Source organism: Sphingomonas sp. A2-49 (assembly GCF_025548555.1).
Lineage (GTDB): Bacteria > Pseudomonadota > Alphaproteobacteria > Sphingomonadales > Sphingomonadaceae > Sphingomonas.
Window position 1 is genome coordinate 36,412 of record NZ_JAJLPA010000001.1, and the last position, 22,441, is coordinate 58,852.

General features: G+C 69.8%; 18 protein-coding genes. 10 read left to right on the top strand and 8 right to left on the bottom strand.

Going from position 1 to position 22,441, the window contains the following annotated elements; all coding sequences use genetic code 11:
* The first annotated feature begins 11 nt into the window (after nt 1-11).
* Together LPN01_RS00170 and LPN01_RS00175 are read left to right on the top strand one after the other, a co-directional pair.
* Entirely contained in the window at nt 12-1,361 is a 1,350-nt protein-coding gene (locus tag LPN01_RS00170; RefSeq protein ID WP_262826344.1) for a TldD/PmbA family protein, read from the top strand.
* Nucleotides 1,354-2,142, top strand: coding sequence for a 3'(2'),5'-bisphosphate nucleotidase CysQ (locus LPN01_RS00175; protein WP_262826345.1), 789 nt, complete (start codon nt 1,354-1,356; stop codon nt 2,140-2,142). Before LPN01_RS00170 ends, LPN01_RS00175 begins: the two co-directional genes overlap by 8 nt.
* Before the next feature lie 65 nt (nt 2,143-2,207).
* Here LPN01_RS00175 and LPN01_RS00180 read toward each other — a convergent pair whose 3' ends face one another.
* Nucleotides 2,208-3,653: a phospholipase D-like domain-containing protein gene (locus LPN01_RS00180; RefSeq protein WP_262826346.1), complete on the bottom strand. Its 1,446-nt coding sequence runs from the start codon at nt 3,651-3,653 to the stop codon at nt 2,208-2,210.
* Nucleotides 3,654-3,909: 256 nt separating this feature from the next.
* Between LPN01_RS00180 and LPN01_RS00185 the strand changes: the two genes are divergently transcribed.
* The 3 genes from LPN01_RS00185 to LPN01_RS00195 all read left to right on the top strand — a co-directional run bounded on the left by LPN01_RS00185 (nt 3,910) and on the right by LPN01_RS00195 (nt 8,208).
* Nucleotides 3,910-4,704, top strand: coding sequence for a Crp/Fnr family transcriptional regulator (locus LPN01_RS00185; protein WP_262826347.1), 795 nt, complete (start codon nt 3,910-3,912; stop codon nt 4,702-4,704).
* A gap of 88 nt (nt 4,705-4,792) precedes the next feature.
* Nucleotides 4,793-6,925: a M3 family metallopeptidase gene (locus LPN01_RS00190; RefSeq protein WP_262826348.1), complete on the top strand. Its 2,133-nt coding sequence runs from the start codon at nt 4,793-4,795 to the stop codon at nt 6,923-6,925.
* Nucleotides 6,922-8,208 carry an MFS transporter gene (locus LPN01_RS00195; RefSeq protein ID WP_262826349.1) on the top strand — a complete coding sequence of 429 codons (1,287 nt, stop codon included), beginning with the start codon at nt 6,922-6,924 and terminating at the stop codon, nt 8,206-8,208. Before LPN01_RS00190 ends, LPN01_RS00195 begins: the two co-directional genes overlap by 4 nt.
* A gap of 16 nt (nt 8,209-8,224) precedes the next feature.
* On the opposite strand, the gene LPN01_RS00200 is transcribed toward LPN01_RS00195, so the two are convergent.
* The 6 genes from LPN01_RS00200 to LPN01_RS00225 all read right to left on the bottom strand — a co-directional run bounded on the left by LPN01_RS00200 (nt 8,225) and on the right by LPN01_RS00225 (nt 14,709).
* Entirely contained in the window at nt 8,225-9,550 is a 1,326-nt protein-coding gene (locus LPN01_RS00200) for a sensor histidine kinase (RefSeq protein ID WP_262827024.1), read from the bottom strand.
* Nucleotides 9,551-9,588: 38 nt separating this feature from the next.
* On the bottom strand, nt 9,589-10,308 hold the full coding sequence (locus LPN01_RS00205) for a response regulator (RefSeq protein WP_262827025.1): 720 nt from the start codon (nt 10,306-10,308) through the stop codon (nt 9,589-9,591).
* A 72-nt stretch (nt 10,309-10,380) separates the two neighbouring features.
* A complete protein-coding gene (locus tag LPN01_RS00210) occupies nt 10,381-10,869 on the bottom strand; it encodes a hypothetical protein (RefSeq protein ID WP_262826350.1) in 489 nt (162 codons plus the stop codon).
* 119 nt (nt 10,870-10,988) lie between these two features.
* Nucleotides 10,989-11,759 (bottom strand): thioesterase family protein, encoded by a 771-nt coding sequence (locus LPN01_RS00215; RefSeq protein WP_262826351.1) that lies wholly within the window; start codon nt 11,757-11,759, stop codon nt 10,989-10,991.
* Nucleotides 11,756-13,282, bottom strand: coding sequence for a class I adenylate-forming enzyme family protein (locus tag LPN01_RS00220; RefSeq protein ID WP_262826352.1), 1,527 nt, complete (start codon nt 13,280-13,282; stop codon nt 11,756-11,758). Before LPN01_RS00220 ends, LPN01_RS00215 begins: the two co-directional genes overlap by 4 nt.
* Nucleotides 13,283-13,497: 215 nt before the next feature.
* The gene (locus LPN01_RS00225; RefSeq protein WP_262826353.1) at nt 13,498-14,709 is read right to left on the bottom strand and encodes an MFS transporter; all 1,212 of its coding nucleotides are present in this window, start codon (nt 14,707-14,709) and stop codon (nt 13,498-13,500) included.
* A 138-nt stretch (nt 14,710-14,847) separates the two neighbouring features.
* Between LPN01_RS00225 and LPN01_RS00230 the strand changes: the two genes are divergently transcribed.
* Both LPN01_RS00230 and LPN01_RS00235 read left to right on the top strand, forming a co-directional pair.
* A complete protein-coding gene (locus LPN01_RS00230; RefSeq protein ID WP_262826354.1) occupies nt 14,848-16,056 on the top strand; it encodes an acyl-CoA dehydrogenase family protein in 1,209 nt (402 codons plus the stop codon).
* A gap of 71 nt (nt 16,057-16,127) precedes the next feature.
* Complete coding sequence (locus LPN01_RS00235) at nt 16,128-17,192, top strand: acyl-CoA dehydrogenase family protein (protein ID WP_262826355.1); 1,065 nt, start codon at nt 16,128-16,130, stop codon at nt 17,190-17,192.
* 316 nt (nt 17,193-17,508) lie between these two features.
* Here LPN01_RS00235 and LPN01_RS00240 read toward each other — a convergent pair whose 3' ends face one another.
* Entirely contained in the window at nt 17,509-18,768 is a 1,260-nt protein-coding gene (locus LPN01_RS00240; protein ID WP_262826356.1) for a TetR/AcrR family transcriptional regulator, read from the bottom strand.
* 155 nt (nt 18,769-18,923) lie between these two features.
* Between LPN01_RS00240 and LPN01_RS00245 the strand changes: the two genes are divergently transcribed.
* The 3 genes from LPN01_RS00245 (at nt 18,924) to LPN01_RS00255 (ending at nt 22,439) form a co-directional block, all read left to right on the top strand.
* Nucleotides 18,924-20,186: an acyl-CoA dehydrogenase family protein gene (locus LPN01_RS00245; RefSeq protein ID WP_262826357.1), complete on the top strand. Its 1,263-nt coding sequence runs from the start codon at nt 18,924-18,926 to the stop codon at nt 20,184-20,186.
* 130 nt (nt 20,187-20,316) lie between these two features.
* Nucleotides 20,317-21,399, top strand: coding sequence for a Zn-dependent alcohol dehydrogenase (locus LPN01_RS00250; protein WP_262826358.1), 1,083 nt, complete (start codon nt 20,317-20,319; stop codon nt 21,397-21,399).
* Nucleotides 21,396-22,439: a phosphotransferase family protein gene (locus LPN01_RS00255; protein ID WP_262826359.1), complete on the top strand. Its 1,044-nt coding sequence runs from the start codon at nt 21,396-21,398 to the stop codon at nt 22,437-22,439. Before LPN01_RS00250 ends, LPN01_RS00255 begins: the two co-directional genes overlap by 4 nt.
* Nucleotides 22,440-22,441: the final 2 nt, after the last annotated feature.

A 22,441-nucleotide genomic window follows, 5' to 3' on the forward strand; every position in this document is an offset into this window, starting at 1 on the left:
AAGTCGGGCGGATGCTGACCCCCGATCAGGCGCGCGACCGCGCCGCCGACATCGTCGCCCGCGCCGCCCGAGCCGGGGCCGATGCGGCCGACGCCGTCTTCGCCGCCGATGCCGCCATCGACCTGTCCATCCGTCTCGGCGCGCTGGAGGATGTCGGCCGCTCGGAAAGCGAGGAACTGGGCCTGCGGGTGTTCGTCGGCCGGCGGTCGGCGAGCGTCTCCACTTCCGACCTGTCGGAGGGCGCGGTGACCGCGCTGGTCGAGCGCGCGGTGGCGATGGCGCGCGAGGCGCCCGAGGACCGCTGGGCGGGCCTCGCGCCGCAGGAGCGACTGATGCACGGCGCGCCGCCGCTGCTCGACCTCGACGACGGCGGCACGCTGACGCCCGCCGAATTGCGCGAACTCGCCGCAGCGGCGGAGGATGCGGCGCGCGCCGTGCCCGGCGTCACCAACAGCGAGGGCGGCGGCGCCAGCGCGTCGCGGTCGATCTGGGCGCTCGCGACCAGCCACGGGTTCGCCGGCGCCTATGCCGCCACCGCCTATAGCGTGTCCGCCAGCGTGCTCGCTGGCGATGCGGGCAACGGCATGGAGCGCGATTATGCCCACCACGCCGCGCGCAGGCGCGCGCATCTGGAGGATCCGGAAGAGATCGGCCGGCGGGCCGGCGAACGCGCGGTCGCCCGCGCCAATCCCGGTCGCGCCACCGCCGGCGCCATCCCCGTCATATTCGATCCGCGCGTCGGCGGCTCGCTCCTCGGTCACCTGACCGGCGCGATCGCGGGCCAGTCGATCGCGCGCAAGACCAGCTTCCTGCTCGATGCGCTCGGCACGCAGGTGTTTTCCGCGGGCGTCACGATCCGCGACGACCCGCATCGGCCGCACGGCCTGCGGTCGCGCCCGTTCGACGGCGAGGGGCTGCCGGTGTCGCCGGTGGCGCTGGTCGAGAACGGCATGCTCGAAACCTGGCTGCTCGACAGCGGCTCGGCCCGCCAGCTCGGACTGGAGCCGACCGGCCATGCCGCGCGCGGCGTCGGCGGCGGGCCGGGGGTGTCGCCGAGCAACCTGTTCATGGAGGCGGGCGACGTGCCGGTCGCGACGCTGATCGCCGACATCGCCGACGGCGTCTACGTGACCGAATTGATCGGTCAGGGCGTGAATGGCGTCACCGGCGATTACAGTCGCGGTGCGGCGGGCTTCCGGATCGTCGGCGGGGTGATCGCCGGACCCGTCGCGGAATTCACGATCGCGGGCAATCTTAAGCAGATGTTCCGCGAACTTACCCCGGCGAACGACCTCGAATTCCGCTATGGGACCAACGTGCCGACGATACGGATCGAGGGGATGACGGTCGCGAGTGGCTGATCGCCGCACCGCGCTGACCGATGCGGTCGCACAGGTCGCGCACGAGGCGGGACAGATGGCGCTCGCACGCTGGCGGACCGATTTCGACCGCTGGGAAAAGACGCCCGGAAGCCCGGTGTGCGAGGTCGACCTCGACGTCGACCGCATGCTGCGGGCCCGGCTGGAAGGGCTGCTGCCCGATGCCGGCTGGCTGTCGGAGGAAACCGTCGACAGCCCCGAACGGCTGGTCCAGCCGCGCGTCTGGGTGGTCGATCCGATCGACGGCACCCGCGACTATATCCGCGGACGCGAGGGCTGGGCGGTCTCGATCGCGCTGGTCGAACATGGCCACGTCACGATCGGCGTGCTCGATGCGCCCGCCCGTGGCGAGCGCTGGACCGCGACCGCCGGGCGGGGGGCAGCGCGCAACGGCATCGCACTGGCGGCGGGGGATCGGACCGACCTCGTCGGCGCGCGGGTGCCGACCGATGCGCTGCCCAAGCGCGACCGGCATCTGGTGATGGTGCACAAGCCCAACTCCATCGCGCTGCGGATGGCGATGGTCGCCGCCGACGAGGCGGACCTCGTCGCGACGCTGCGCTGGGGCAACGAATGGGACATCGCCGCCGCCGCGCTGATCGCGCAGGAGGCGGGCGCCGGCGTCAGCGATGCGCTCGGCGCGCCGTTGCGCTACAACAAGCCCGATCCGACCGCCTTCGGCGTCATGGTCGCCGCGCCGGGCATCCATCGTGCCGCGGTGGACTGGCTGGGCGACCGCGCCCGGGCGACGATCGGGCGCTAGCGGACGTTCGGGTCGGCACGGGCGGGACGCGCCCGGAGACGGCGCCGGTGGCGATCGGTGTTCGCTTACCCGCGCCGCCGCAGCCTGCCACGGAACAGGCCGCGATGCGTCGTCGCCTCGAACATCTCGCCGGGGCCTTCGGGATCGAGCACCTCGTTGTCGGCGAGCCATTTCTCCACCCCGTCGAGATCGGGCACCTCATAGGGACGCAGCGACCGGCCGGGACCGCGCAGCCGCTCGATCGTCTCGATCAGCGAGCCGGTCTGTTCCATCAGCTGTGCGACGCGTTCGGGCGCGACGTCGAGATGTTCGGCCATCAGATCGTCCCGCGTCGCCCGGATCCTGTCCTCCAGCCCCGCCCCCGGATGGCGCGTCGCGTCGATCACCACGTCGCATTCGGTGTCGAGCCGCAGCGACCGGTTGTTGATGTTCGCCGAACCGACGCGCAGCTGGGTGTCGTCGATGATCGTGATCTTGGCATGGCAATAGATGGAGGTGCCGCCGCGGGTATAGGGATGATACAGCCGCAGCCGGCCGTTCGGGTCGCGCCGCCGCAATGCCTCGACCAGCCGCGCGCGGGCGGTGTCCATCGCCAGCGGCTCCAGCCAGCCCTGTGCGGTCTGCGGATTGACGATGACGATCTCCGGACCGTCGGGCTCCTCCAGCCGCGCCGCGATCGCCTCCGCGATCCGGCGCGAGGCGAAATACTGGCTTTCGCAATAGACGTGGCGCCGTGCCGCCCTGATCTGGTCGACGAACAGCGCCTCGACCTCGGTCACGGCGGGCTCGCCCGGCATTTCGGGCTGGCTGCGTGCGATGCCGAGGTCGACCTGCTCGAACGTCGGCTCCAGCGAGGGCGGCCAGCAGCCGGTCTCGCCGACGATCGGATACAGCGTGTGGCCCGCGGCGACATGCCAGCGTTCGCGGCACAGGTCGCCCAGCGCCGCGGCCGCCGGGCCGGTGATCGCGGTGGTCGCATCGTGCCACGGCTTGTACGGCTTGCCGCCGCCCGGCGACCGGCGGCCGGGATCGTCGTCGCGGTGCGCGCGCGTGTCCCACCGCTCGGCGGTCATGTCGATGCCGCCGCAAAAGGCGAGGCAGTCGTCGATCGACACGATCTTCTGGTGGTGCGACGAGGCGGCGGGGTGATGCCCGTCGAGCTTCACATGGATGCGCGGGTGTCGCATCCACTTCAGCACCGTGAACACGGTGCTGCCGCGGAACGCCGTCTTCAACGCGCCGACGTCCCAGCGCAACAGGTACAGCTCAAGCTCGGGATTGCGTTCGACCAGCCAGTACAGGAAGTCGCCGACCGTCTCCGGCCCCTCGGTCACCCCCGTGCTGCCGACCAGGCGGATGCGCGCGTCGAAATCCCATCCGACGAGCATGATGCGCTTGCGCGCCTGCAGGAACGCTTCGCGCGCGACCCCGAAATAGCGGTCGGCATCGACGATCACCGACAGGCGATCGGCGCGTTCGATACGCCAGACGTTACGGGATGGGTCGAGCATCGCGGGCGTTCTGTCCTTCCTGTAGACCGGGATGCGACGCGGCATCCCGGCATGATGTACGGCCCCATACCGCAGAGGCGTCGAAACGGGGCGGGCGGGCAAGCCGTTCCACAGCGAACGGCCCTGGGACGGTGCGTACCGGCGAAACGCGGCGCCGTGAAGTCACGCAGCGCGCGCGACGAACGGCGCCCGCCGGGCGGGGCGGGGGCGAGACGGACAGGGAACGTTACGCCCCCGATCCGTGTTGATACGGGCGATGAGAGACGATCCCGCACCGCCGACCGCCGACCGCGCGCTGCTCACGGCCGAACTCGCCCGATTCCCGCTGACCGGGCGCTTCCTGCTCGGCCGTGGCCGACAGCGGATGTCGGCGGATGAGCGACGCGTGCTGGAGGAGGCGTCGTGCGCCGTGAAGGACTATCCCGCGCGACACCATCTCGTCCGTCGCGGCGAGCCGATCGTCATGAGCATGATGCTCGTCGAGGGCTATGTCACGCGGTACATGGACGATCGGGAGGGGTATCGACAGCTCGTCTCGGTGCACGTGCCCGGCGATTTCGTCGACCTGCACGGCTTCCCGACGGGCCGTCTGGACCACGACATCGGGACGCTCGGCCCGGTACGGATGGCGTTGTTCGACCACCAGACGCTGGTCGGCATCACCGAGCGCTATCCCGAGCTCACCCGGTTCCTGTGGTTCGCGACCCTGACCGACGCCGCGATGCACCGCGAATGGATCTTCCGGCTCGGCCGGCTGGGAGCGGACGGGCGGCTCGCGCACTTCTTCTGCGAATTGTACGCGCGGCTGGCGATGGTCGGCCTTGCCGCGGACGGCGCGTTCGACCTGCCGCTGACGCAGCCCGACCTGGCGGAGGCGTGCGGGCTGACCGGCGTCCACGTCAACCGCACGCTGCGCAGCCTGCGCGAGGAGGGCCTGCTGGTCTTCCGCAACGGCCGGGTCGAGATCCTCGACCATGGCGGGCTGTGCGCGCGCGCCGAGTTCGAAAGCGACTATCTCTACGCCGACGACGGCAAGTGGAAGCCGCAATGACCGGGCGCCGTTGCGGGAGGCGCAACCGGATGGGGTGACGGCGGCGGATCGGAGGCTATGATCGGGCGATCATGATCCGGAGATCGTCTTGCGTTATTTGCTCCTCGCCGTCGGCGCTGCCGCTTCCTCGGGCGCCGTGACGGCCGGTCCGGGACCCGTCCAGTCCGCCGTGACGGCACCGACGTCCAATCCGCTGCTCGCCGACTGGTCCGGCCCCTATGGCGGGGTGCCGCCATGGGACAAGGTCCGGCCCGAACTGTTCCCCGCGGCGTTCGAGGCGTCCCTGAAGGAGCGCGCGGCCGAATATGCCCGCATCGCCGCCGATCCCGCCGCGCCGACCTTCGCCAATACATTCGTGCCCATGCAGCTGGCCGGGCAACGCTATGGACGCGTGATGACGATGTTCGGCGTCATGACCGGCAACATGAACACCCCCGCCTATCAGGCGCTCGATCGGGAATGGTCGCCGAAGTTCGCCGCCGCGTCGGATGCCATCACGTTCGACCCCGGATTGTTCGCGCGGATCGAGGCGGTCTATGCCGCCCGCGCGACGCTCGACCCGCAGCAGCAGCGGCTGGTGATGCGCACCTACGACAGCTACGTCCGCCAGGGTGCGCGGCTGACGCCGGCGCAGAAGACGCAGCTGTCGGCGTACAACCAGCAACTGGCGAGCGCGTTCAGCGACTTCTCGCGCCGGCTGCTCGCGGACGAGGGCAGCGCGATCACCGTGACCGATCCCGCCCGGCTCGCCGGCATTCCCGACAGCGTGCGCGCGGTCGCGAAGGCCGCCGCCGTCGAACGCGGGCAGACGGGCTGGGCGATCGTCAACACCCGCTCCGCAGTCGATCCCGTCCTCACCTTCGCCACCGACCGTGCGCTGCGCGAACAGGTGTGGCGGGCCTTCGTCAACCGCGGCGACAACGGCGATGCGAACGACACGAATGCGACGATCGCGCGCATCGTCAAGCTGCGCGCCGACCGCGCCCACCTGCTCGGCTTCCGGACGCATGCCGACTGGCGGATGCAGGACACGATGGCGCGGACGCCGGCCGCGGCGATGGACCTGATGATGCGCGTCTGGCCCGCGGCAAAGGCCCGCGTCGCCGAAGAGGTTCGCGACATGCAGGCGATCGCGGACAAGAGCGGCGCCCGGATCACGATCGCGCCCTGGGACTATCGCTTCTATCAGGAACAGGTGCGCAAGGCGCGCTACGACCTCGACCAGGCGCAGCTGAAGCCCTATTTCGAACTCAACAACATCATCCAGGGATCGCTCTACGCCGCCAACCGGCTGTACGGACTGAATTTCAGGGAAATCACCGGCACCGTTCCGGTGTTCGAACCGAACATGCGCGTGTGGCACGTCACCGATCGCGCCGGCCGCGAGGTCGGGCTGTTCTATCGCGACGATTTCGCGCGGAGCGGCAAGCGGTCGGGCGCCTGGGCGAACACGTATCGCAGCCAGCGCAGGCTGGCCCCGGCGCAGACGGTGCTGTCGTCGAACAACAACAATTTCGCCCGCGGTGCGAAGGGTGAGCCGATCCTCATCAGCCTCGATGACGCGCAGACGCTGTTCCACGAATTCGGCCACGCGATCCACGCGATGCTCCAGGACGTCACCTATCCCGGCCTCGCCGGCACGCCGCGCGACTTCGTCGAATATCCCAGCCAGGTGAACGAGCATTGGCTGCTCACCCGCGACGTGCTCGACAAATATGCGCGGCACTATCAGACGGGGGCGGCGATGCCGCAGGCGTTGCTCGACAAGATCGAGGCGTCGAAGACGTTCAATCAGGGCTTCGCCACCACCGAATATCTCTCGTCGGCGATCGTCGACATGAGGCTGCACACGCTGCCCGACGGCGTCGTCGACCCCGACTCGTTCGAGCGGACGACGCTGGCGCAGATCGGCATGCCGCGCGAGATCGTGATGCGGCACCGCCTGCCGCAGTTCAATCACCTGTTCTCGTCGGAAAGTTATTCGGCGGGCTATTACAGCTATCTGTGGTCGGAGACGATGGACGCGGACACCTTTGCCGCATTCGAGGAGGCGGGCAGCCCGTGGGACAAGGCGACCGCGGATCGCTTCGCCCGCATCCTGCTGTCGACCGGCAACGAAACCGATCGCGCCGTCGCCTATCGCGCCTTCCGCGGGCGCGACCCGGACGTCAATGCGCTGCTGCGCAAGCGTGGTTTCCCGGCCGCGCCGGCGCGCAAATGACGGCGGGGGGGACGGCGGCGCCGGCGGGGCGGCTCAAATCGATCCTCGGCGGGTCGGCGGGGAACCTCGTCGAATGGTTCGACTGGTACGTCTATTCGGCGTTCGGCCTGTATTTCGCGCCGCATTTCTTTCCGAAGGGCGATCCCACCGCGCAATTGCTCAGCACCGCCGCAGTCTTTGCGGTGGGTTTCGTGATGCGTCCGATCGGCGCCTGGATCATGGGCATCTACGCCGACCGGCACGGGCGCAAGGCGGGGCTGACGCTGTCGGTGACACTGATGTGCGCGGGCGCGTTCCTGATCGCGATCTGTCCGGGCTATGCGTCGATCGGCTGGGCGGCCCCAGCGCTGCTGGTGTTCGCGCGGCTGATGCAGGGCCTTTCGGTCGGCGGCGAATATGGCGCCAGCGCGGTCTACCTGTCGGAAATGGCGGGGCGGAACCGGCGCGGCTTCTTCTCGTCGTTTCAATATGTCACGCTGATCGCGGGGCAGTTGCTCGCCTTATTCACGCTGTTGCTGCTCCAGGCGGCGCTGAGCGAGGCGCAGATCGAGCAATGGGGCTGGCGCCTGCCGTTCGCCCTCGGCGGCCTCCTCGCCATCGTGGTGTTCCGCATCCGGCGCGGGCTGATGGAGACGCAGGCGTTCGAGAATGCGCGGGACCAGCCGAAATCGAGCGGCTGGCTGCTCTTTTCGCAGCATCCGCGTCAGGCGCTGACCGTGGTGCTGCTGACCGCGGGCGGTACGCTCGCCTTCTACGCCTACACCACCTACATGCAGAAGTTCCTGGTCAACACCAGCGGCTTCAGCCGCGAAAGCGCGACCTGGATCATGACGCTGGCGCTCGCGCTCTATGCCGCGCTCCAGCCGCTCGCGGGCGCGCTGTCCGACCGGATCGGGCGCAAGCCCCTGATGATCGGGTTCGGCGTCGCCGGCCTCGTCGCGACGGTGCCGATCTTCACGTTGCTGGAGACGATGAAGAGCCCGGTGCTCGCCTGGGCGCTGGTGATGGCGGCACTGGTGATCGTCACCGGCTACACCGCGATCAACGCGGTGGTGAAGGCAGAGCTGTTTCCCGCGCACATCCGCGCACTGGGCGTCGCCTTGCCCTATGCGCTGGCGAACACCGCGTTCGGCGGCACCGCCGAATATGCCGCGCTCTGGCTCAAGCAGGCGCATATGGAGCGCGCCTTCTACTGGTACGTGACGGCGATGATCGGCGTATCGCTCGTCACCTATTGGCGGATGCGCGACACGCGCGCGCACAGCCAGATCGCGGAGGACTGAACCGGTCCGGCGGGCGCTAGCGCGGCAGCTCGATCGTCGCGCACAGGCCGCCGCCGTCGCGGTTCGCCAGCCGGACGTCGCCGCCCGCCTCGCGCACGATGCTGCGCGCCAGCGCCAGCCCCAGGCCGATGCCGCCGGTGTCGCGGTTGCGCGAGGTTTCGAGGCGGGTGAAGGCGTCGAACACGTCGGCCAGCCGCGCCTCCGGAATCCCCGGGCCGCGGTCGCCCACCTCGATCAGGACCACGGTCGTGCCCGGCACCAGCCGCACCGTGGCGCTGCCGCCGTATTTCACCGCATTCTCGATCAGGTTGCGGATCGCCCGACGGATCAGCGACGGCCGCAACCGCATCCGCAACCGCTCGGCCTCGTCGAAACTGACGTCCTGTCCGAGGTCGCGGAAATCCTCCACGACGGCGTCGATCAGCGCGGACAGGTCGACGTCGGTCAGCGGCTCGCTCGGCCGGCCCATCCGCGCGAGCGACAGGATGTCGTCCAGCGTCCGGTTCATCTCTGCGATCGTCTCGGTCATCCGCACCCGGTCGGTCTCGTCCTCCACCGACTCGACGCGAACGCGCAGCGCGGCGAGCGGCGTGCGCAGGTCGTGGCCGATCGCGCCCAGCATCCGGTCCTTTTCGTCGAGCATCGCGGTGACGCGCAGCTGGAGCGCGTTGAACGACTGGACGAGGCTCGCGATATCGGCGGGCCCGCGCACCTCCACTGCCGCGGGCGCGTCGCCGCCACGGCCGAAGCGCTGCGCGGCACCGGTCAGCTCGCGCAGCGGCCGCGAGATGCGGCGCACGATCCACAGCACCGGTAGCAGCACCACGCCGTAGAGGATCAGCGTCTGCGCGAACAATCGCCAGAACAGGCGGACGGTCCCGCCGTCGCCCCACGGCACGATCACCGCGAGCCAGCCGCGGCCGGGTTGCTCGATCGCGATCAGCAGCGCCTGGTCGGGGCGGTCGGCGGCGCGCCGCTGGCGGCTGGGTCGCGGGAAGTTTCGCGACAGGACGGCATCGTCCATCGCCGTCCAGCCGCGCACGCCGGTGTCGATCCGGCCGACCTCGACGCCCTGTTCGTGCAATTGCGTCCGCAGCTCCGCCGCGATCTGGGGCATGCGCGGCAGTCCCGCTGGGATGCCATCGCGGTCGGCGCGGCGGATCCGGCCGCGGTCGCGGGGGATCGGACGGATGCCCTGCGCCTCGCGGTCGATCGCGTCGGCGACGCGGATCGCGACCGGGCGCGTCGCCTGCGCCAGCCGGAAATCGGCGCGATCGCGCAGCATCAGCGCGAGATTCACCGCCTGCGCCACGAACAGCGCCAGTGCGATCAGCACCGCCATCTGCCCCGCCAGATTGCGCGGCCACAGGCGGATCGCGCTCACAGCCGCGTCACTTCCGCCGCCAGCGTATAGCCGCCGCCCCAGACGGTCTTGATGATCTCGGGCGCCTTGGCGTCCGCCTCGATCTTGCGGCGCAGGCGGCTGACCTGATTGTCGATCGCGCGATCGAACGCCGCCGCCTCGCGCCCCTGCGTCAGGTCGAGCAGCTGGTCGCGCGTCAACACCTGGCGCGGCCGCGTCACCAGCGCCAGCAGCAGATTGTATTCGCCGGTCGACAGCGGCACCGACACGCCCTCGCGATCGACCAGCGCGCGTTCGCCCGTCTTCAGCACCCAGCCGGCAAAGGCATAGGAGCCGCTTTCGGGCGCATGCTGGCGCGCGCCGCCCGCGGTCAGCCGGCGCAGCACCACCCGGGCACGCGTCGCCAGCTCGCGCGGCGAAAAGGGCTTCACGACATAATCGTCCGCGCCCATCTCCAGCCCGACGATCCGGTCGGTTTCCTCCGCCCGCGCGGTCAGCAGGATCACCGGCGTGTCGCTGGTCGCCGCGATGTGGCGGCAGAGCGACAGGCCGTCCTCGCCCGGCATCATCACGTCGAGCACGACGATGTCGATCGCATAGGCGGCGAGCCGCGTCCGCGCGCTTTCCGCATCCGCTGCCTGGGTCACGCGAAAACCCTGCTTGGTCAGATATTGCGCCAGCGGCTCGCGGATCGAGCGCTCGTCGTCGACGAGCAACAGGTGCGGCATGTCTCCCATCGGTTCGGCATTAGCCATGCACGACGCCTCCTGCAAAGCCGGAGGGGCACGCCCGCCCGTCCGGCCGATCGCTCAACGCGCGGGTGGGGATGCCGGCGGCATGGCGCCGGCATCGCCGCGGGGACCGCGCATCGGCCGTCCGGCGGCGATCTCGGCCGCGTCCAGCCGGCCGTCGTGATTGGTGTCGAGCCGGTCGAAGCGCGCGCCGGCACGCTGCACCGTCTCCTCGCGCGTCACGACCCGATCGGGGTCGCCGCGCATGCCGCCGCCGCCCGCGCGCCCCGCCTGGCCGCCGCGCCATTGCGCGCGGCGCGCGTCCCGCGCGGCGTCGCGTTCGGTCGCGGTGACCTTGCCGTCCTTGTCGGTGTCCATCGCGGCGAAGCGCGCCTCGGCCTCGGCGATCATCTCGGCCCGGGTGATCGTGCCGTCGCCGTTCGCATCCGCGCGCATCATCCCGCCACCGGGCGCGGGAGGGGGTGGCGGTGCCGTCATCGTCTGGGCGAGCGCGCCCGTCGCCAGCACGCCGCTCGCCGCCATCACGAGCCCAAGGGGAATACGCATCGTCGAACCTCCCGTCGGCGGGGACCGTCCCTCACCGTCGACGATCGTATGCGCGCCCGGTGTCGCGCCCGTGTGTCCACGCCCGAAAAGATTGTCGCAGAATGTCGCACGCGCCCCGGTCAGGCGAAGACGGCGACGCTCTGCATCTGGTCCGCCACGGGCGTGCCATCGGCGGCCCAGATGCCCATCCGCTGGCTCGAATTTCCCGCCCGCGCATAGTCGCTGGTCGCCTGCAACAGCCACCAGCCGTCGGTGGTTTCGGGGGCGTCCCCCAGCACGTTCAGCTGCCACGTCATCGAACTCACCGGCGCCGGCCGGCCGAGCAGCCGCAGCGCGACCGGCGGCAGGCAGTCCGCCACCGCCATCAGCTCGACCATTGGGTGCAGGCCGGTGCGATCCTTCAGTCGCACCCATCGCAGCCATTCCGCCGCATCCGGGGCGGCGCGCTCGACCAGTTCGAAATTCTGCGAGAAGGCGACCGCCGGGTGCCCGCGCAGGATCCTGTCGTCCGCGTCCGGCGGCGCGGCGGGCGGCGACCGGCCGGTGCGATGGTCGACGGTCGATTCGACCGCGCCCATGAAGACGAAGGTCGCGCGCAGGCCCAGTCCCGCCGCGCTCTCCACGTCCGCCTCGACGAAGGCGGCATTGCGGCCGCGCCGCAGCCGGCGGGCGCGGATCGTGACGTCGCCGCTCAACGGGCCGACGAACGCCACCAGCGCCGACCGCAGCGGGGGCAAATCGGCATCCGACGCCATCGCCGCATGCAGCGCCAGCGCCGCCGACAGGCCGCCATAGGCGGTCCGCCCCTGCAACCAGCCATCGGGCACCGATCCGCGCCAGCCGCCGTCGACCGGCTCCAGCCCGGCGATTACGTCGCGCAGCGGGGTCATGCCATCGCCTCCAGTCGCGCGCGCAGGTCGCGCTTGAGCACCTTGCCGATCGCGCTGCGCGGCAACGCGTCGACGCGGTGCAGTGCCGCCAGTCGCTGCGTCCTGCCGAGCCGCGCATTGGTCCAGTCCAGGATCGCCGCCGTATCGGGGGCATCGGCATCCACCGCCGCGACGTAGACGCCGACCGGCGTCTCGCCCCATGCCTCCGACGGCATGCCGACGACGCTCGCTTCCGCGACGTCCGGATGCGCCGCGAGCACCGCCTCCAGATCGCTGGGGTAGATGTTGAAGCCCCCCGAAATGATGAGGTCCTTCTTGCGACCCATCAGGATGAGGAAGCCGTCCGCGTCGAACCGGCCGAGATCGCCGTGCCGGATGTAGCGGTTGCCGGCGGCATCGTGCCATTCGGCGTCGCGCGTCGCCGCCTCGCGGCCGTGATAGCCCGTCATCATCGTCGGCGACCGCCCGACGACCTCGCCCATGGTCCCGGGCGGCACCTCGTGCCCGTCGTCGTCGATCAGGCGGATTTCGTGCCCGGGCAGCGGCTGGCCCACGGTGTGGAGCTTGTCGGGATGCGCGGTGGCGTTCAGTCCGCACGACGCGCCGCCCTCCGTCATGCCGTAATATTCGACGAGCAGACCCGGCCAGCGCGCGAGCACGTCGGCCTTCAGCGATGCGGCGAACGGCGCGCTGGTGCTCGTCTTGAAGCGGAAGCTCGACAGGTCGAACCGGTCGAAGTCGGGCAGGGCCATGATCCGCTGATACTGGACGGGCACCAGCATCGCATGCGTCGCGCGATGCCGCTCGGCGAGCGTCAGGAAGGCATGCGCATCGAATTTCCCCATCAGCACCGCGGTGCCGCCCCAGCCGAGCGTCGGCAGGACACTGACCAGCGTGGTGTTCGAATAGAGCGGCGTCGCGACCATCGTCACCGCATCGCCGAAGCCCGCCGCCGCGTTGCGGGCGATATGCGCCCAGCGCATCGCATGGCTCTGCACGATGCCCTTGGGGGTGCCCGTCGTGCCGGAGGAATAGATGATGTTGAACGCGTCGCCGGGCCGGATCGCGACCGGCGACGGCGGTCCGTCCGCCAGCCAGTCGCGATACCGGGGTCCGAATGCGACGGTCCGGGCGGCGATCGGCTGGCCAGCGAGCGCCGCGGCGTTGGCGGCGTCGACGAAGACGATCGGCGCGGCGCAGTCGGCGATCATCGCCGCGATCGCCGCGGGCGTCGCCGACGGCGCGAGCGGGGTCGCCACGCATCCCGCCCGCAACGCGCCGAGGAACACCGTCGCATAGTCGACGCTTGCGGTGGCGACGATCGCCACCGCGCGTCCGGGCGCGACGCCGTCGCGTTGCAGCGCGGCCGCGACGGCATCGACCGCACGGTTCAGCGCGGCATAGTCGATTGCTCCGTCGGCGTCGGCGAGCGCGGCCCGGCCGCCCCGCTCGCGGGCGTGCGCGGCGATCAGATCGGGGAGCGTGGCGAAGTCCGAGGCGAGCATGTCGGCGGCAGTCTGCATCGCGTCAGGCTATGGGAAGCGAGGCCGGAGCGCCATACGCAATCTTCGAAACCGGCATGACGACGATCGCGCGCCGGGCTGACGCGGGAAGGCCAAGCGCGGTTCGCGCAGTGATGCAAGGGTGTCGCGCCCTGCGAAAGGCGCCGTTTGCGGCAGGTAAGACGTGGGTGCCGACGCGGCGAGCCAAGCCCCGGTCGCACGCTCCATCCTGTCGCCTATGGCCGCGCGGCTTCGGGCAGCGTTCGCACCCGCGTGACGACGATCGCCGCGGCCATCAGCCCGAGCGCGCCCGCGATCACGAACGCCGCGCCCGGCAGGCCATGGTCGATGCCCCAGGCGAGGACCTGCGTCAGCAGGAACGGCGCGACGATCGCCGAGACGCTGCCCATCGATCCCAGCCCGCCCTGCAACTGCCCCTGCCGCGTCGCATCGACCATGCGCGACAGCAGGCCCTGCATCGCCGGCATCGCGAACCCGGACAGCGCGCTGGTGCAGAACAGCACATAGACCTGCCAGCTCGCACTCACCGCGCCGAACGCCAGGAACGACGATCCGCCCGCCACCAGCCCGATCAGCAGCGCGCGCCGCTCGCCGAACCGGGCGATCGCGCGTCCGGTCAGCCCGCCCTGCACGATCGTCGAGACGAGGCCGACGAAGGCGAGGCTCCAGCCGATCGCCTTTGCGTCCCAGCCGAAGCGCGCGGTCGCCCAGAAGCTCCACGTCGCGGGATAGACCATGTGCGCCAGCTGCCACAGGAAGATCGCGACCAGCAGCGGGGCGGCGTTGCCCGCGCGGAACAGCGGCCGGAACGCGCCGACGACATGCGCGTCGCGCAGGCGGAACGGGCGGCGGTTGCCGGGCGCCAGCGTCTCGGGCATCGCCACCAGCATCACGCCTGCGTTCACCAGCGCGAGCACCGCCGCGGCGACGAACGGCGCGCGCGGCCCCCACAGCGAAAACAGCCCGCCGAGCGCGGGGCCGATGATGAAGCCCAGACCGAACGCCGCGCCGATCAGCGCGAAGGTCGCGCCGCGCCGCTCGGGCGGCGTCACGTCGGCAATGACCGATCCCGCCGGGCCATAGACCGCGCCCGCCACGCCCGCGACCGCGCGGCCCAGGAACAGCCAGGCGACCGTGGGCGCCAGCGCCATCACCGCATAATCGATCCCGAAGCTCAGCATCGACGCGATCAGCACCGGCCGCCGGCCGAACCGGTCGGACAGGTTGCCCAGCACCGGCCCCGCGACGAACTGCGCCGCGGCGTAGACGACCAGCATGTATCCGGCGGTGCGCGTCGCATGCTCGATATCGGTCTGCCCGAGGCTCTTCAGCAAGGCCGGGAACACCGGCGCGACGATGCCGAAACCGATCGTGTCGATGAGCACCGCCGCCAGCGCCATCGGCACCGCTTTGTGTTCGAACCGCATGCCGCTTTTCCCCCGTCGCCACCGTTCTGCCGCATCCGGGCGCACAAGCCAATGGCAGGGCTTTGCAGCGCCGCGCTTTCATGTCATGGCGGCGGCGACATACCCGATCTTCAGAATCGGGTCCGCAGGAGATTCCCGATGGCTTCCGTCGCCCCCGTCGATCCGACCGCCGCGTTTCGCGAGGAGGCGCGCGCCTGGCTCGCTGCCCATTTCCCCAAAAGCCTCGCGCATCGCGATGCCGGCCTCTCCGCGCTCGAGGGGCCGAGCGATCCCGACGCCGATGAGGCCGCCTGGACGAAGGCGATGGGCGACACGGGGTGGGGCGTCCCCACCTGGCCCAAGGCCTATGGCGGCGGCGGCCTGAGCCGGGCCGAGGCGCGGGTGTTGCAGGAGGAGATGGCGCGCATCGGCGCGTGGAACCCGATCGGCGGCATGGGCGTGATGATGTTCGGCCCCACCCTGCTCGAATATGGCACCGAGGAGCAGAAGCAGGAGCATATCCCGGCGATCGCGCGCAATGCGGTGCGCTGGTGCCAGGGCTATTCCGAACCGGGCGCCGGATCCGACCTCGCCGCGCTCCAGATGTCCGCCGAGGACAAGGGCGACCATTATCTGGTCAACGGCCAGAAGACGTGGACGAGCGGCGGGCAATGGGCGGACAAATGCTTCGCGCTGGTCCGGACCGACCGGACGAAGAAGCACGAAGGGATCAGCTTCCTGCTGATCGACATGGATTCGCCCGGCGTCGAGGTGAAGCCGATCCGGCTGATCTCCGGCGCGTCGCCGTTCTGCGAGACGTTCTTCACCGACGTGAAGGTGCCCAAGCGCAACCTCGTCGGCCGCGAGGGCGAGGGCTGGACGATCGGCAAGCGGCTGCTCCAGCACGAACGGTCCAGCCTGTCCGGCGGCGGCGGGTCGGCGGGGCGTCTGCTGGCGGGCAAGCCGTTGAGCCAGGTCGCGAAGGAGTATCGCGGCACCGACGGCGAGGGGCGGCTGTCCGATGCCGATCTGCGCATGCGCCTCGTCCGGCACGAAATGGACACGCGCGCCTTCATGCTGACGCTGCGCCGTGCCGCGCTCGAGGCGAAGTCGAACCAGGGACCGTCCGCCGCGACGTCGATCATGAAGAACGTCGGCGCGCGCGTGACGCAGGACCGCGCCGAACTCGGTATCGAGATCATGGGCATGAACGGCCTCGGCTGGGAGGGCGAAGGCTTCACCGACGCCGAACTCGCGCAGACCCGCACCTGGCTGTGGGGCAAGGCGGTGTCGATCTACGGCGGCAGTTCGGAAATCCAGAACAACATCGTCGCCAAGCGCATCCTCGGCATGCTCGACCACCAGTAAATTCCGTTTGGAGAGGAGCGGGAGGGCGGCTTCGGCCGACCCTCCCGCCATAATATTTCAGGAACATAGCGATGGCCGCTCTCACCGACGAACAGACGATGCTCCGCGACATGGCGCGCGAATGGGCGGACAACGAATCCCCCGTCACCGCCTTTCGCGCGCTGCGCAATGCCGCCCGGCCCGAAGGCTACGATCCCGCCGTCTGGGCGGAGATCGGGCAGATGGGGTGGGGCGGCATCGTCATTCCGGAAGCGCAGGGTGGTTCGGCGATGGGCTATCTGTCGCTGGGCATGGTCGTCGAGCAGCTGGGGCGCAACCTTGCCGCCACGCCGCTTGCCGCGACCGGTCCCGCCGCCAGCGCGATCGTGCTGGGCGAGAGCGACGCGGCGAAATCCGACTGGCTTGCCCGCATCGCGAGCGGCGAGGCGATCGCGACGCTCGCCATCGACGAGGGACCGCTGCACGGCGGACCGATCGCGACCACCGTCGCGGGCGATCGCCTGACCGGCACCAAGGCGTTCGTCGCGGAAGGCGACACCGCGCAGGTGTTCGTCGTCGCCGCGACCGACGGCCTCTATCTCGTCGCCGGCGACCCCGGCGTGACGCGGTCGCCGCGGCACATGGCCGACGCGCGCAGCCATGCGGAGGTCCGGTTCGACGCCGCGCCGGCGATCCGCCTCGGCGGTCCCGAACTGACCGCCAGGGTCACCGATTATGCCACCGCGCTCGTCACAGCGGAGATGCTCGGCCTCGCCGAACAGGCGTTCGCCGTCACCAACGACTATCTCAAGACCCGCGTGCAGTTCGGCCAGCCGCTGAGCACCTTCCAGGCGCTTCAGCATCGCATGGCGCGGATGCTCACCGAGCTCGAGCTGATGCGGTCGGTGGTCGAGGGCGCGCTGGAGGCGATCGATTCGGGGCGTTCGGACCTCGATCAGGCGGTGAGCCTCGCCAAGGCGGTCGCGGGAGACACGCTGAAGCTGGTCAGCCGCGAGATGATCCAGCTGCACGGCGGCATCGGCATGACCGACGAGCACGACGCGGGGTTCTACATGAAGCGCGCCGCGGTACTCGAGGCCATGTGGGGCAATGCGGCGTTCCATCGCGAACGGTTCGCGCGGCTGAACGGCTATTGATAGCGCGACCGGGGTGACGGGATAGGCGGCCGATCCGGGCTCGTTAGGGGCCGTGTGGAGCGCTGCAAGCCGGCCGGATCGTCATCCCGATGCCTGTCGTTCAGGAGGCTGCGTTGCCCCCGCTGGCGCGCTGACGGCCTCGGGGCGGCAGTGCACGTCCGGGGTGACGGGTTTTCGATCCAGACGGTCATTCGCCCCGAAGGCTCCGTCACCCCCTGCTGCGTTCCGGGGGTCAACGGCGGGACAGGTGCCATCGCCGGGGCTTCCGCCGGTGGCCCCGAGCCAGTTCGGGGGGGCATCCCACGACCGCGCGCCGTCAGCCGGCGCGCAACGCCCGGTCGTCGAACAGCCCGAACAGCAACGTCGATGCGTACATCGCCACCGCACGCTCGCGCGGCATGGCGGCGGCCCATTTGCGCATGTCGAACGCCGCATTCTGCAACGCCATCAGCGCCTGCGCCGCGACGAGCGCATCGACCGCACGGATCGATCCTTCCGCGATGCCGTCCATCATCGTGCCCGCGAAGCGGCGCGCGATCCGGTTCGAGCGGTCGACCATCGCGGTCCGCACGACGCCGGGCAGCCCCGACAGCGCGGTCGTCCGCAGCAATGGCGCGCGCTCGGCGAACTGGACGTCGAGCAGGCAGGCGATCGTGCTCGACAGCCGGTCCCAATAGGATCCGCCGGCGTCGTCCGCCAGCCGCTGCGCATCGGTGATCGTATCGAAACTGCGCCGGTAGCAGGCGATGACGAGGTCGTCCTTGGCGTCGAGGTGGTGGTAGAAACTGCCCTTGGTGACGTTCAGTTCGGCGGCGATCTTCTGCACCGAGGCGCCGCGATAGCCGAGTTCGTTGATGAGCCGCGTCGCCGCGAGCAGGAAGGCCGCGCGGCCGGGCTCGGTTTCCTCGTGGTCGAGGTCGATCGGCGTCGGCGCCCAGCGCGAGGCCGGGCCGGCGACGCCATGTTCGAACACGTCCATCAGCCGCGCCTCGACCCGCGCATATTGATCCGGCTCGTAGCGGTTGAGCCAGGCGGGCAGCCAGAAGGTGTTTTCGAGCAGGACGTGCGCGCGTGCGCCGAACAGGTCGGTTTCGCTGCGGTTGGCCGCGTGGCCCCACAGCGCGCGCGTCCGGCGGAACACCTCGCGCCAGCGATTCATCAAACGGGTACGGTTGGGCTCCTCCGTCGCGCGCAGGTCGGACAGCACCGCCATCGCGCGATCCTCGCCGCGCTGCACGCGTTCCAGCCGTTCCATGTTGAGCGCGAGGTAGCGGCGCACGCGTTCGCGCGGGGTCGCCCCTGCCAGCGCCTCGTCGATCATCGCCAGCAGCTGGTCGAGCGTATGCTCAAACGCCGCGGCGGCTAGATCCTCCTTGCGCTTGAAATAATAGGTGACGCTGGTGGTGTTCAGCCCTACCCGTCGCGCCACGTCGGCGAAGGTCATGCCCTTCGCGCTCTGTTCGTTGATCGCCTCCGCGGCGGCGGACAGGATCGCGTCACGTTTCGCGCGGAAGCGCTTCGTGCCCTGTTCGCCGTCCCCGCTCGTGTCGCCGGCGTCCGTCCCCGTTGGTTCCATCCATCCAGTCTATCAATCGCGGTTTCGAAGAAACAGTGTTTTCTCGCCGCCGCGGCGATCAGGCGTGAAAAAGCGCCATGAGGGCACCCGGGACCACTTTACCGAATGTCCGGTACGGCCTAGACCCTGGGTCAAAGACGTTTGGAGAGAGCCCCATGGACTTCACCCTCAGCGAGCGCGAGACCTATTTCCGCGACCGGGTGCGCAGCTTCATCGATCAGGAGATCCGCCCGCGCGTTCCCGACCACGATCGCGAGGAGCACGAGGGCGAGCGGTGGAAGGTGATCCCGACGATCGAGGCGTGCAAGGAAAAGGCGAAGGCGGCGGGGCTCTGGAATTTCTTCATGCCGCCGAATTCGGGCCAGTCGCACGTCGACGACAGTTTCGAATTCGAGGGCACGCAGCTCACCAACCTCGAATATGCGCTGTGTGCCGAGGAGATGGGGCGGATCGGCTGGGCGTCGGAGGTGTTCAACTGCTCCGCGCCCGACACCGGCAACATGGAGGTGTTCCACCGCTACGGCACGCGCGAGCAGAAGGAGCGCTGGCTGCGTCCGCTGATGCATGGCGAGATCCGCTCGGCTTTCCTGATGACCGAACCCGCGGTGGCATCGTCGGACGCGACCAACATCGAAACCGCGATGGTCCGCGACGGCGATCATTACGTCATCAACGGGCGCAAATGGTGGTCGAGCGGGGTCGGCGATCCGCGCTGCAGGGTCGCGATCGTGATGGGCAAGACCGACACCTCCGCCAAGCGCCACGCGCAGCAGAGCATGATCCTGATGCCGATGGACGCGCCCGGCGTCACGATCGAGCGGATGCTGACCGTCTATGGCTACGACCATGCGCCGCACGGCCATGGCGAGGTGGTGATGAAGGACGTCCGCGTGCCGGTCGAAAACGTGCTGCTGGGCGAGGGCCGCGGCTTCGAGATCGCGCAGGGGCGGCTGGGGCCGGGGCGCATCCACCATTGCATGCGCACGATCGGCGTCGCCGAGACGGGGATCGAGGCGATGGCCAAACGGCTGCTGTCGCGCGTCGCCTTCGGCAAGCGGATCGCGGATCATTCGGTTTGGGAGCAACGCATCGCAAAGGCCCGGATCGACATCGAAATGACGCGCCTGCTCTGCCTCAAGGCGGCGGACATGATGGACAAGGCCGGCAACAAGTCGGCGCAGCTGGAGATCGCGATGGTCAAGGTCGCGGCACCGACGATGGCGCTCCAGATCCTCGACGACGCGATCCAGGCGCATGGCGGCGGGGGCGTGTCGCAGGATTTCCACCTCGCGCACGCCTGGGCCGCGTTGCGCACGCTGCGCTTCGCCGACGGCCCGGACGAGGTCCACAACCGCGCCATCGCCCGCGCCGAATTCGGGAAATACGGCGACCATGCCGCGGAGCGCCCGGTTCGCTGACGGATCGGCCTCACCCTTCGCCGCCTTCGGCACCTATCCCCTCTCCCGGCGGGAGAGGGAGGGGGCCCGCCGGCGCAGGCGATGGGAAGGGCGAGGTCGATCATTCCCTCGTGCGTGACAGGATAATTCCATGAAAGCCGCCATCCTCTTCGAACCCAAGCAGCCGCTCAGCATCGAGGACGTCGCCGTCGCCGATCCCGGGCCGCATGAGGTGCTGATCCGCACCGTCGCGGTCGGGGTGTGCCGCTCCGACCTGCATTTCGTCGACGGCATCTATCCGCACGCATTGCCCACCATCCCCGGACACGAGGCCGCGGGCGTGGTCGAGGCGATCGGCGGCGAGGTGCGGACGGTGAAGGTCGGCGACCATGTCGTCACCTGTCTGTCCGCCTTCTGCGGCCAGTGCGAATTCTGCGTCACCGGGCGGATGTTCCTGTGCGTCGATGCCGGCGTCCGCCGGCCCAAGGGTGCCGCCCCGCGGCTGATGCTCGGCGACCGCCCGGTCGCGCAGATGCTCAACCTGTCCGCCTATGCCGAGATGATGCTGGTCCACGAACATGCCTGCGTCGCGATCGATCGCGAGATGCCGATGGACCGCGCCGCGCTGATCGGCTGCGCGGTGACGACGGGTGCGGGCGCGGTATTCAACACGACCGACGTGACGCCGGGAGAGACGGTCTGCGTCGTCGGCTGCGGCGGGATCGGGCTCGCCGCGGTCAACGCCGCCAGGATCGCCGGCGCGGGCAAGATCGTCGCGATCGATCCCGTTGCCGAAAAGCGCGCGCTCGCCGAGAAACTGGGCGCGACGCACAGCATCGACGCCATGTCCCCGACCGCGGCGGACGAGGTCGTCGAGATCACCCGCGGCGGCGTCCACCATGCGATCGAGGCGGTCGGGCGGCCGCAGAGCGCCGCGATGGCGGTCAAGGTGCTGCGCCGCGGTGGCACTGCGACGATCCTCGGCATGCTGCCACCGAGGGAGACGGTCGGGCTGTCCGCGATCGACCTGCTGTCGGGCAAGACGCTGCAGGGCGGGTTGATGGGCAGCAACCGCTTTCCGGTCGATATCCCCCGGCTGGTCGATTTCTACATGCGCGGGCAGCTCGATCTCGACACGATCATCGCGGAGCGCATGCCGCTGGAACGGATCAACGACGCGTTCGACGAACTGCGCAAGGGCGATGCGACGCGCAGCGTGATTACCTTCGCATGACCGACACCATCCCCGTCACCGGCAAGGACCGCCTCGACGAGGGCGCATTGACCACGTGGATGACGGCGAACGTCGCGGGTTTCCGCGGACCGCTGACCTATGCCAAATTCGCCGGTGGCCAGTCCAACCCGACGTATCGCATCGACAGCCCGTCGGGTTCCTATGTGTTGCGGCGCAAGCCGTTCGGTCCGCTGCTGCCGTCCGCGCATGCCGTCGATCGCGAATACCGGCTGATCGCGGGGCTGCACCCGACCGGTTTCCCCGTCGCAAAACCCTATGGCCTGTGCACCGACGAGGGCGTCATCGGTGCGATGTTCTACGTCATGGGCCTCGTAGAGGGACGCAACCTTTGGGACGGGACGCTGCCCGATTATGCGCCCGCCCAGCGCACCGGCATCTACCACGCGATGGTCGATACGCTCGCCGACCTGCACAATACCTACTTCGCCGCGGCGGGCCTCGGCGAATATGGCAAGCCCGGCAATTATTTCGCGCGTCAGGTCGAACGCTGGACCCGGCAGTATCGCGCGAGCGAGACGGAGCCCATGCCGGAGGTCGAACGCCTGATCGACTTCCTGCCGCGCACCGTTCCCGAACAGACCCGCACCGCCATCGTCCATGGCGATTACCGGATCGACAACATGATCTTCGACGCGACCGAAGCGCGCGTCGTCGCCGTGCTCGACTGGGAATTGTCGACGCTGGGCGATCCGCTCGCCGATTTCAGCTATTTCCTGATGAGCTGGGTCACCGATCCGGAAGGCCGGTCGGGCGTGAAGGGGCGGACGGGCGCCGCGACCGGGATCCCGACGATCGAGGCGATGACGCAGCGCTATTGCGCCCGCACCGGGCGCGACGGCGTCCCCGACCTCGACTGGTATTTCGCCTACAATCTCTTCCGGCTGACCGGCATCGTCCAGGGGATCAAGAAGCGGATCGTGGACGGCACCGCGTCGAGCGCGCAGGCGGAACGCTCCGCGGCACAGGTCCATCGCCTCGCCGCGGCCAGCTGGCATTTCGCCGAGCGCGCAGGCGCTTAGGC

Excerpts from the sequence above, each read along its gene's own strand:
- LPN01_RS00170 (WP_262826344.1), top strand. The coding sequence starts at position 12 with ATGCTGACCCCCGATCAGGCGCGCGACCGCGCCGCCGACATCGTCGCC.
- LPN01_RS00180 (WP_262826346.1), bottom strand. The coding sequence starts at position 3,653 with ATGCTCGACCCATCCCGTAACGTCTGGCGTATCGAACGCGCCGATCGC.
- LPN01_RS00185 (WP_262826347.1), top strand. The coding sequence starts at position 3,910 with ATGAGAGACGATCCCGCACCGCCGACCGCCGACCGCGCGCTGCTCACG.
- LPN01_RS00195 (WP_262826349.1), top strand. The coding sequence starts at position 6,922 with ATGACGGCGGGGGGGACGGCGGCGCCGGCGGGGCGGCTCAAATCGATC.
- LPN01_RS00200 (WP_262827024.1), bottom strand. The coding sequence starts at position 9,550 with ATGGCGGTGCTGATCGCACTGGCGCTGTTCGTGGCGCAGGCGGTGAAT.
- LPN01_RS00205 (WP_262827025.1), bottom strand. The coding sequence starts at position 10,308 with ATGGGAGACATGCCGCACCTGTTGCTCGTCGACGACGAGCGCTCGATC.
- LPN01_RS00210 (WP_262826350.1), bottom strand. The coding sequence starts at position 10,869 with ATGCGTATTCCCCTTGGGCTCGTGATGGCGGCGAGCGGCGTGCTGGCG.
- LPN01_RS00215 (WP_262826351.1), bottom strand. The coding sequence starts at position 11,759 with ATGACCCCGCTGCGCGACGTAATCGCCGGGCTGGAGCCGGTCGACGGC.
- LPN01_RS00220 (WP_262826352.1), bottom strand. The coding sequence starts at position 13,282 with ATGCAGACTGCCGCCGACATGCTCGCCTCGGACTTCGCCACGCTCCCC.
- LPN01_RS00225 (WP_262826353.1), bottom strand. The coding sequence starts at position 14,709 with ATGCGGTTCGAACACAAAGCGGTGCCGATGGCGCTGGCGGCGGTGCTC.
- LPN01_RS00230 (WP_262826354.1), top strand. The coding sequence starts at position 14,848 with ATGGCTTCCGTCGCCCCCGTCGATCCGACCGCCGCGTTTCGCGAGGAG.
- LPN01_RS00235 (WP_262826355.1), top strand. The coding sequence starts at position 16,128 with ATGGCCGCTCTCACCGACGAACAGACGATGCTCCGCGACATGGCGCGC.
- LPN01_RS00240 (WP_262826356.1), bottom strand. The coding sequence starts at position 18,768 with ATGGAACCAACGGGGACGGACGCCGGCGACACGAGCGGGGACGGCGAA.
- LPN01_RS00245 (WP_262826357.1), top strand. The coding sequence starts at position 18,924 with ATGGACTTCACCCTCAGCGAGCGCGAGACCTATTTCCGCGACCGGGTG.
- LPN01_RS00250 (WP_262826358.1), top strand. The coding sequence starts at position 20,317 with ATGAAAGCCGCCATCCTCTTCGAACCCAAGCAGCCGCTCAGCATCGAG.
- LPN01_RS00255 (WP_262826359.1), top strand. The coding sequence starts at position 21,396 with ATGACCGACACCATCCCCGTCACCGGCAAGGACCGCCTCGACGAGGGC.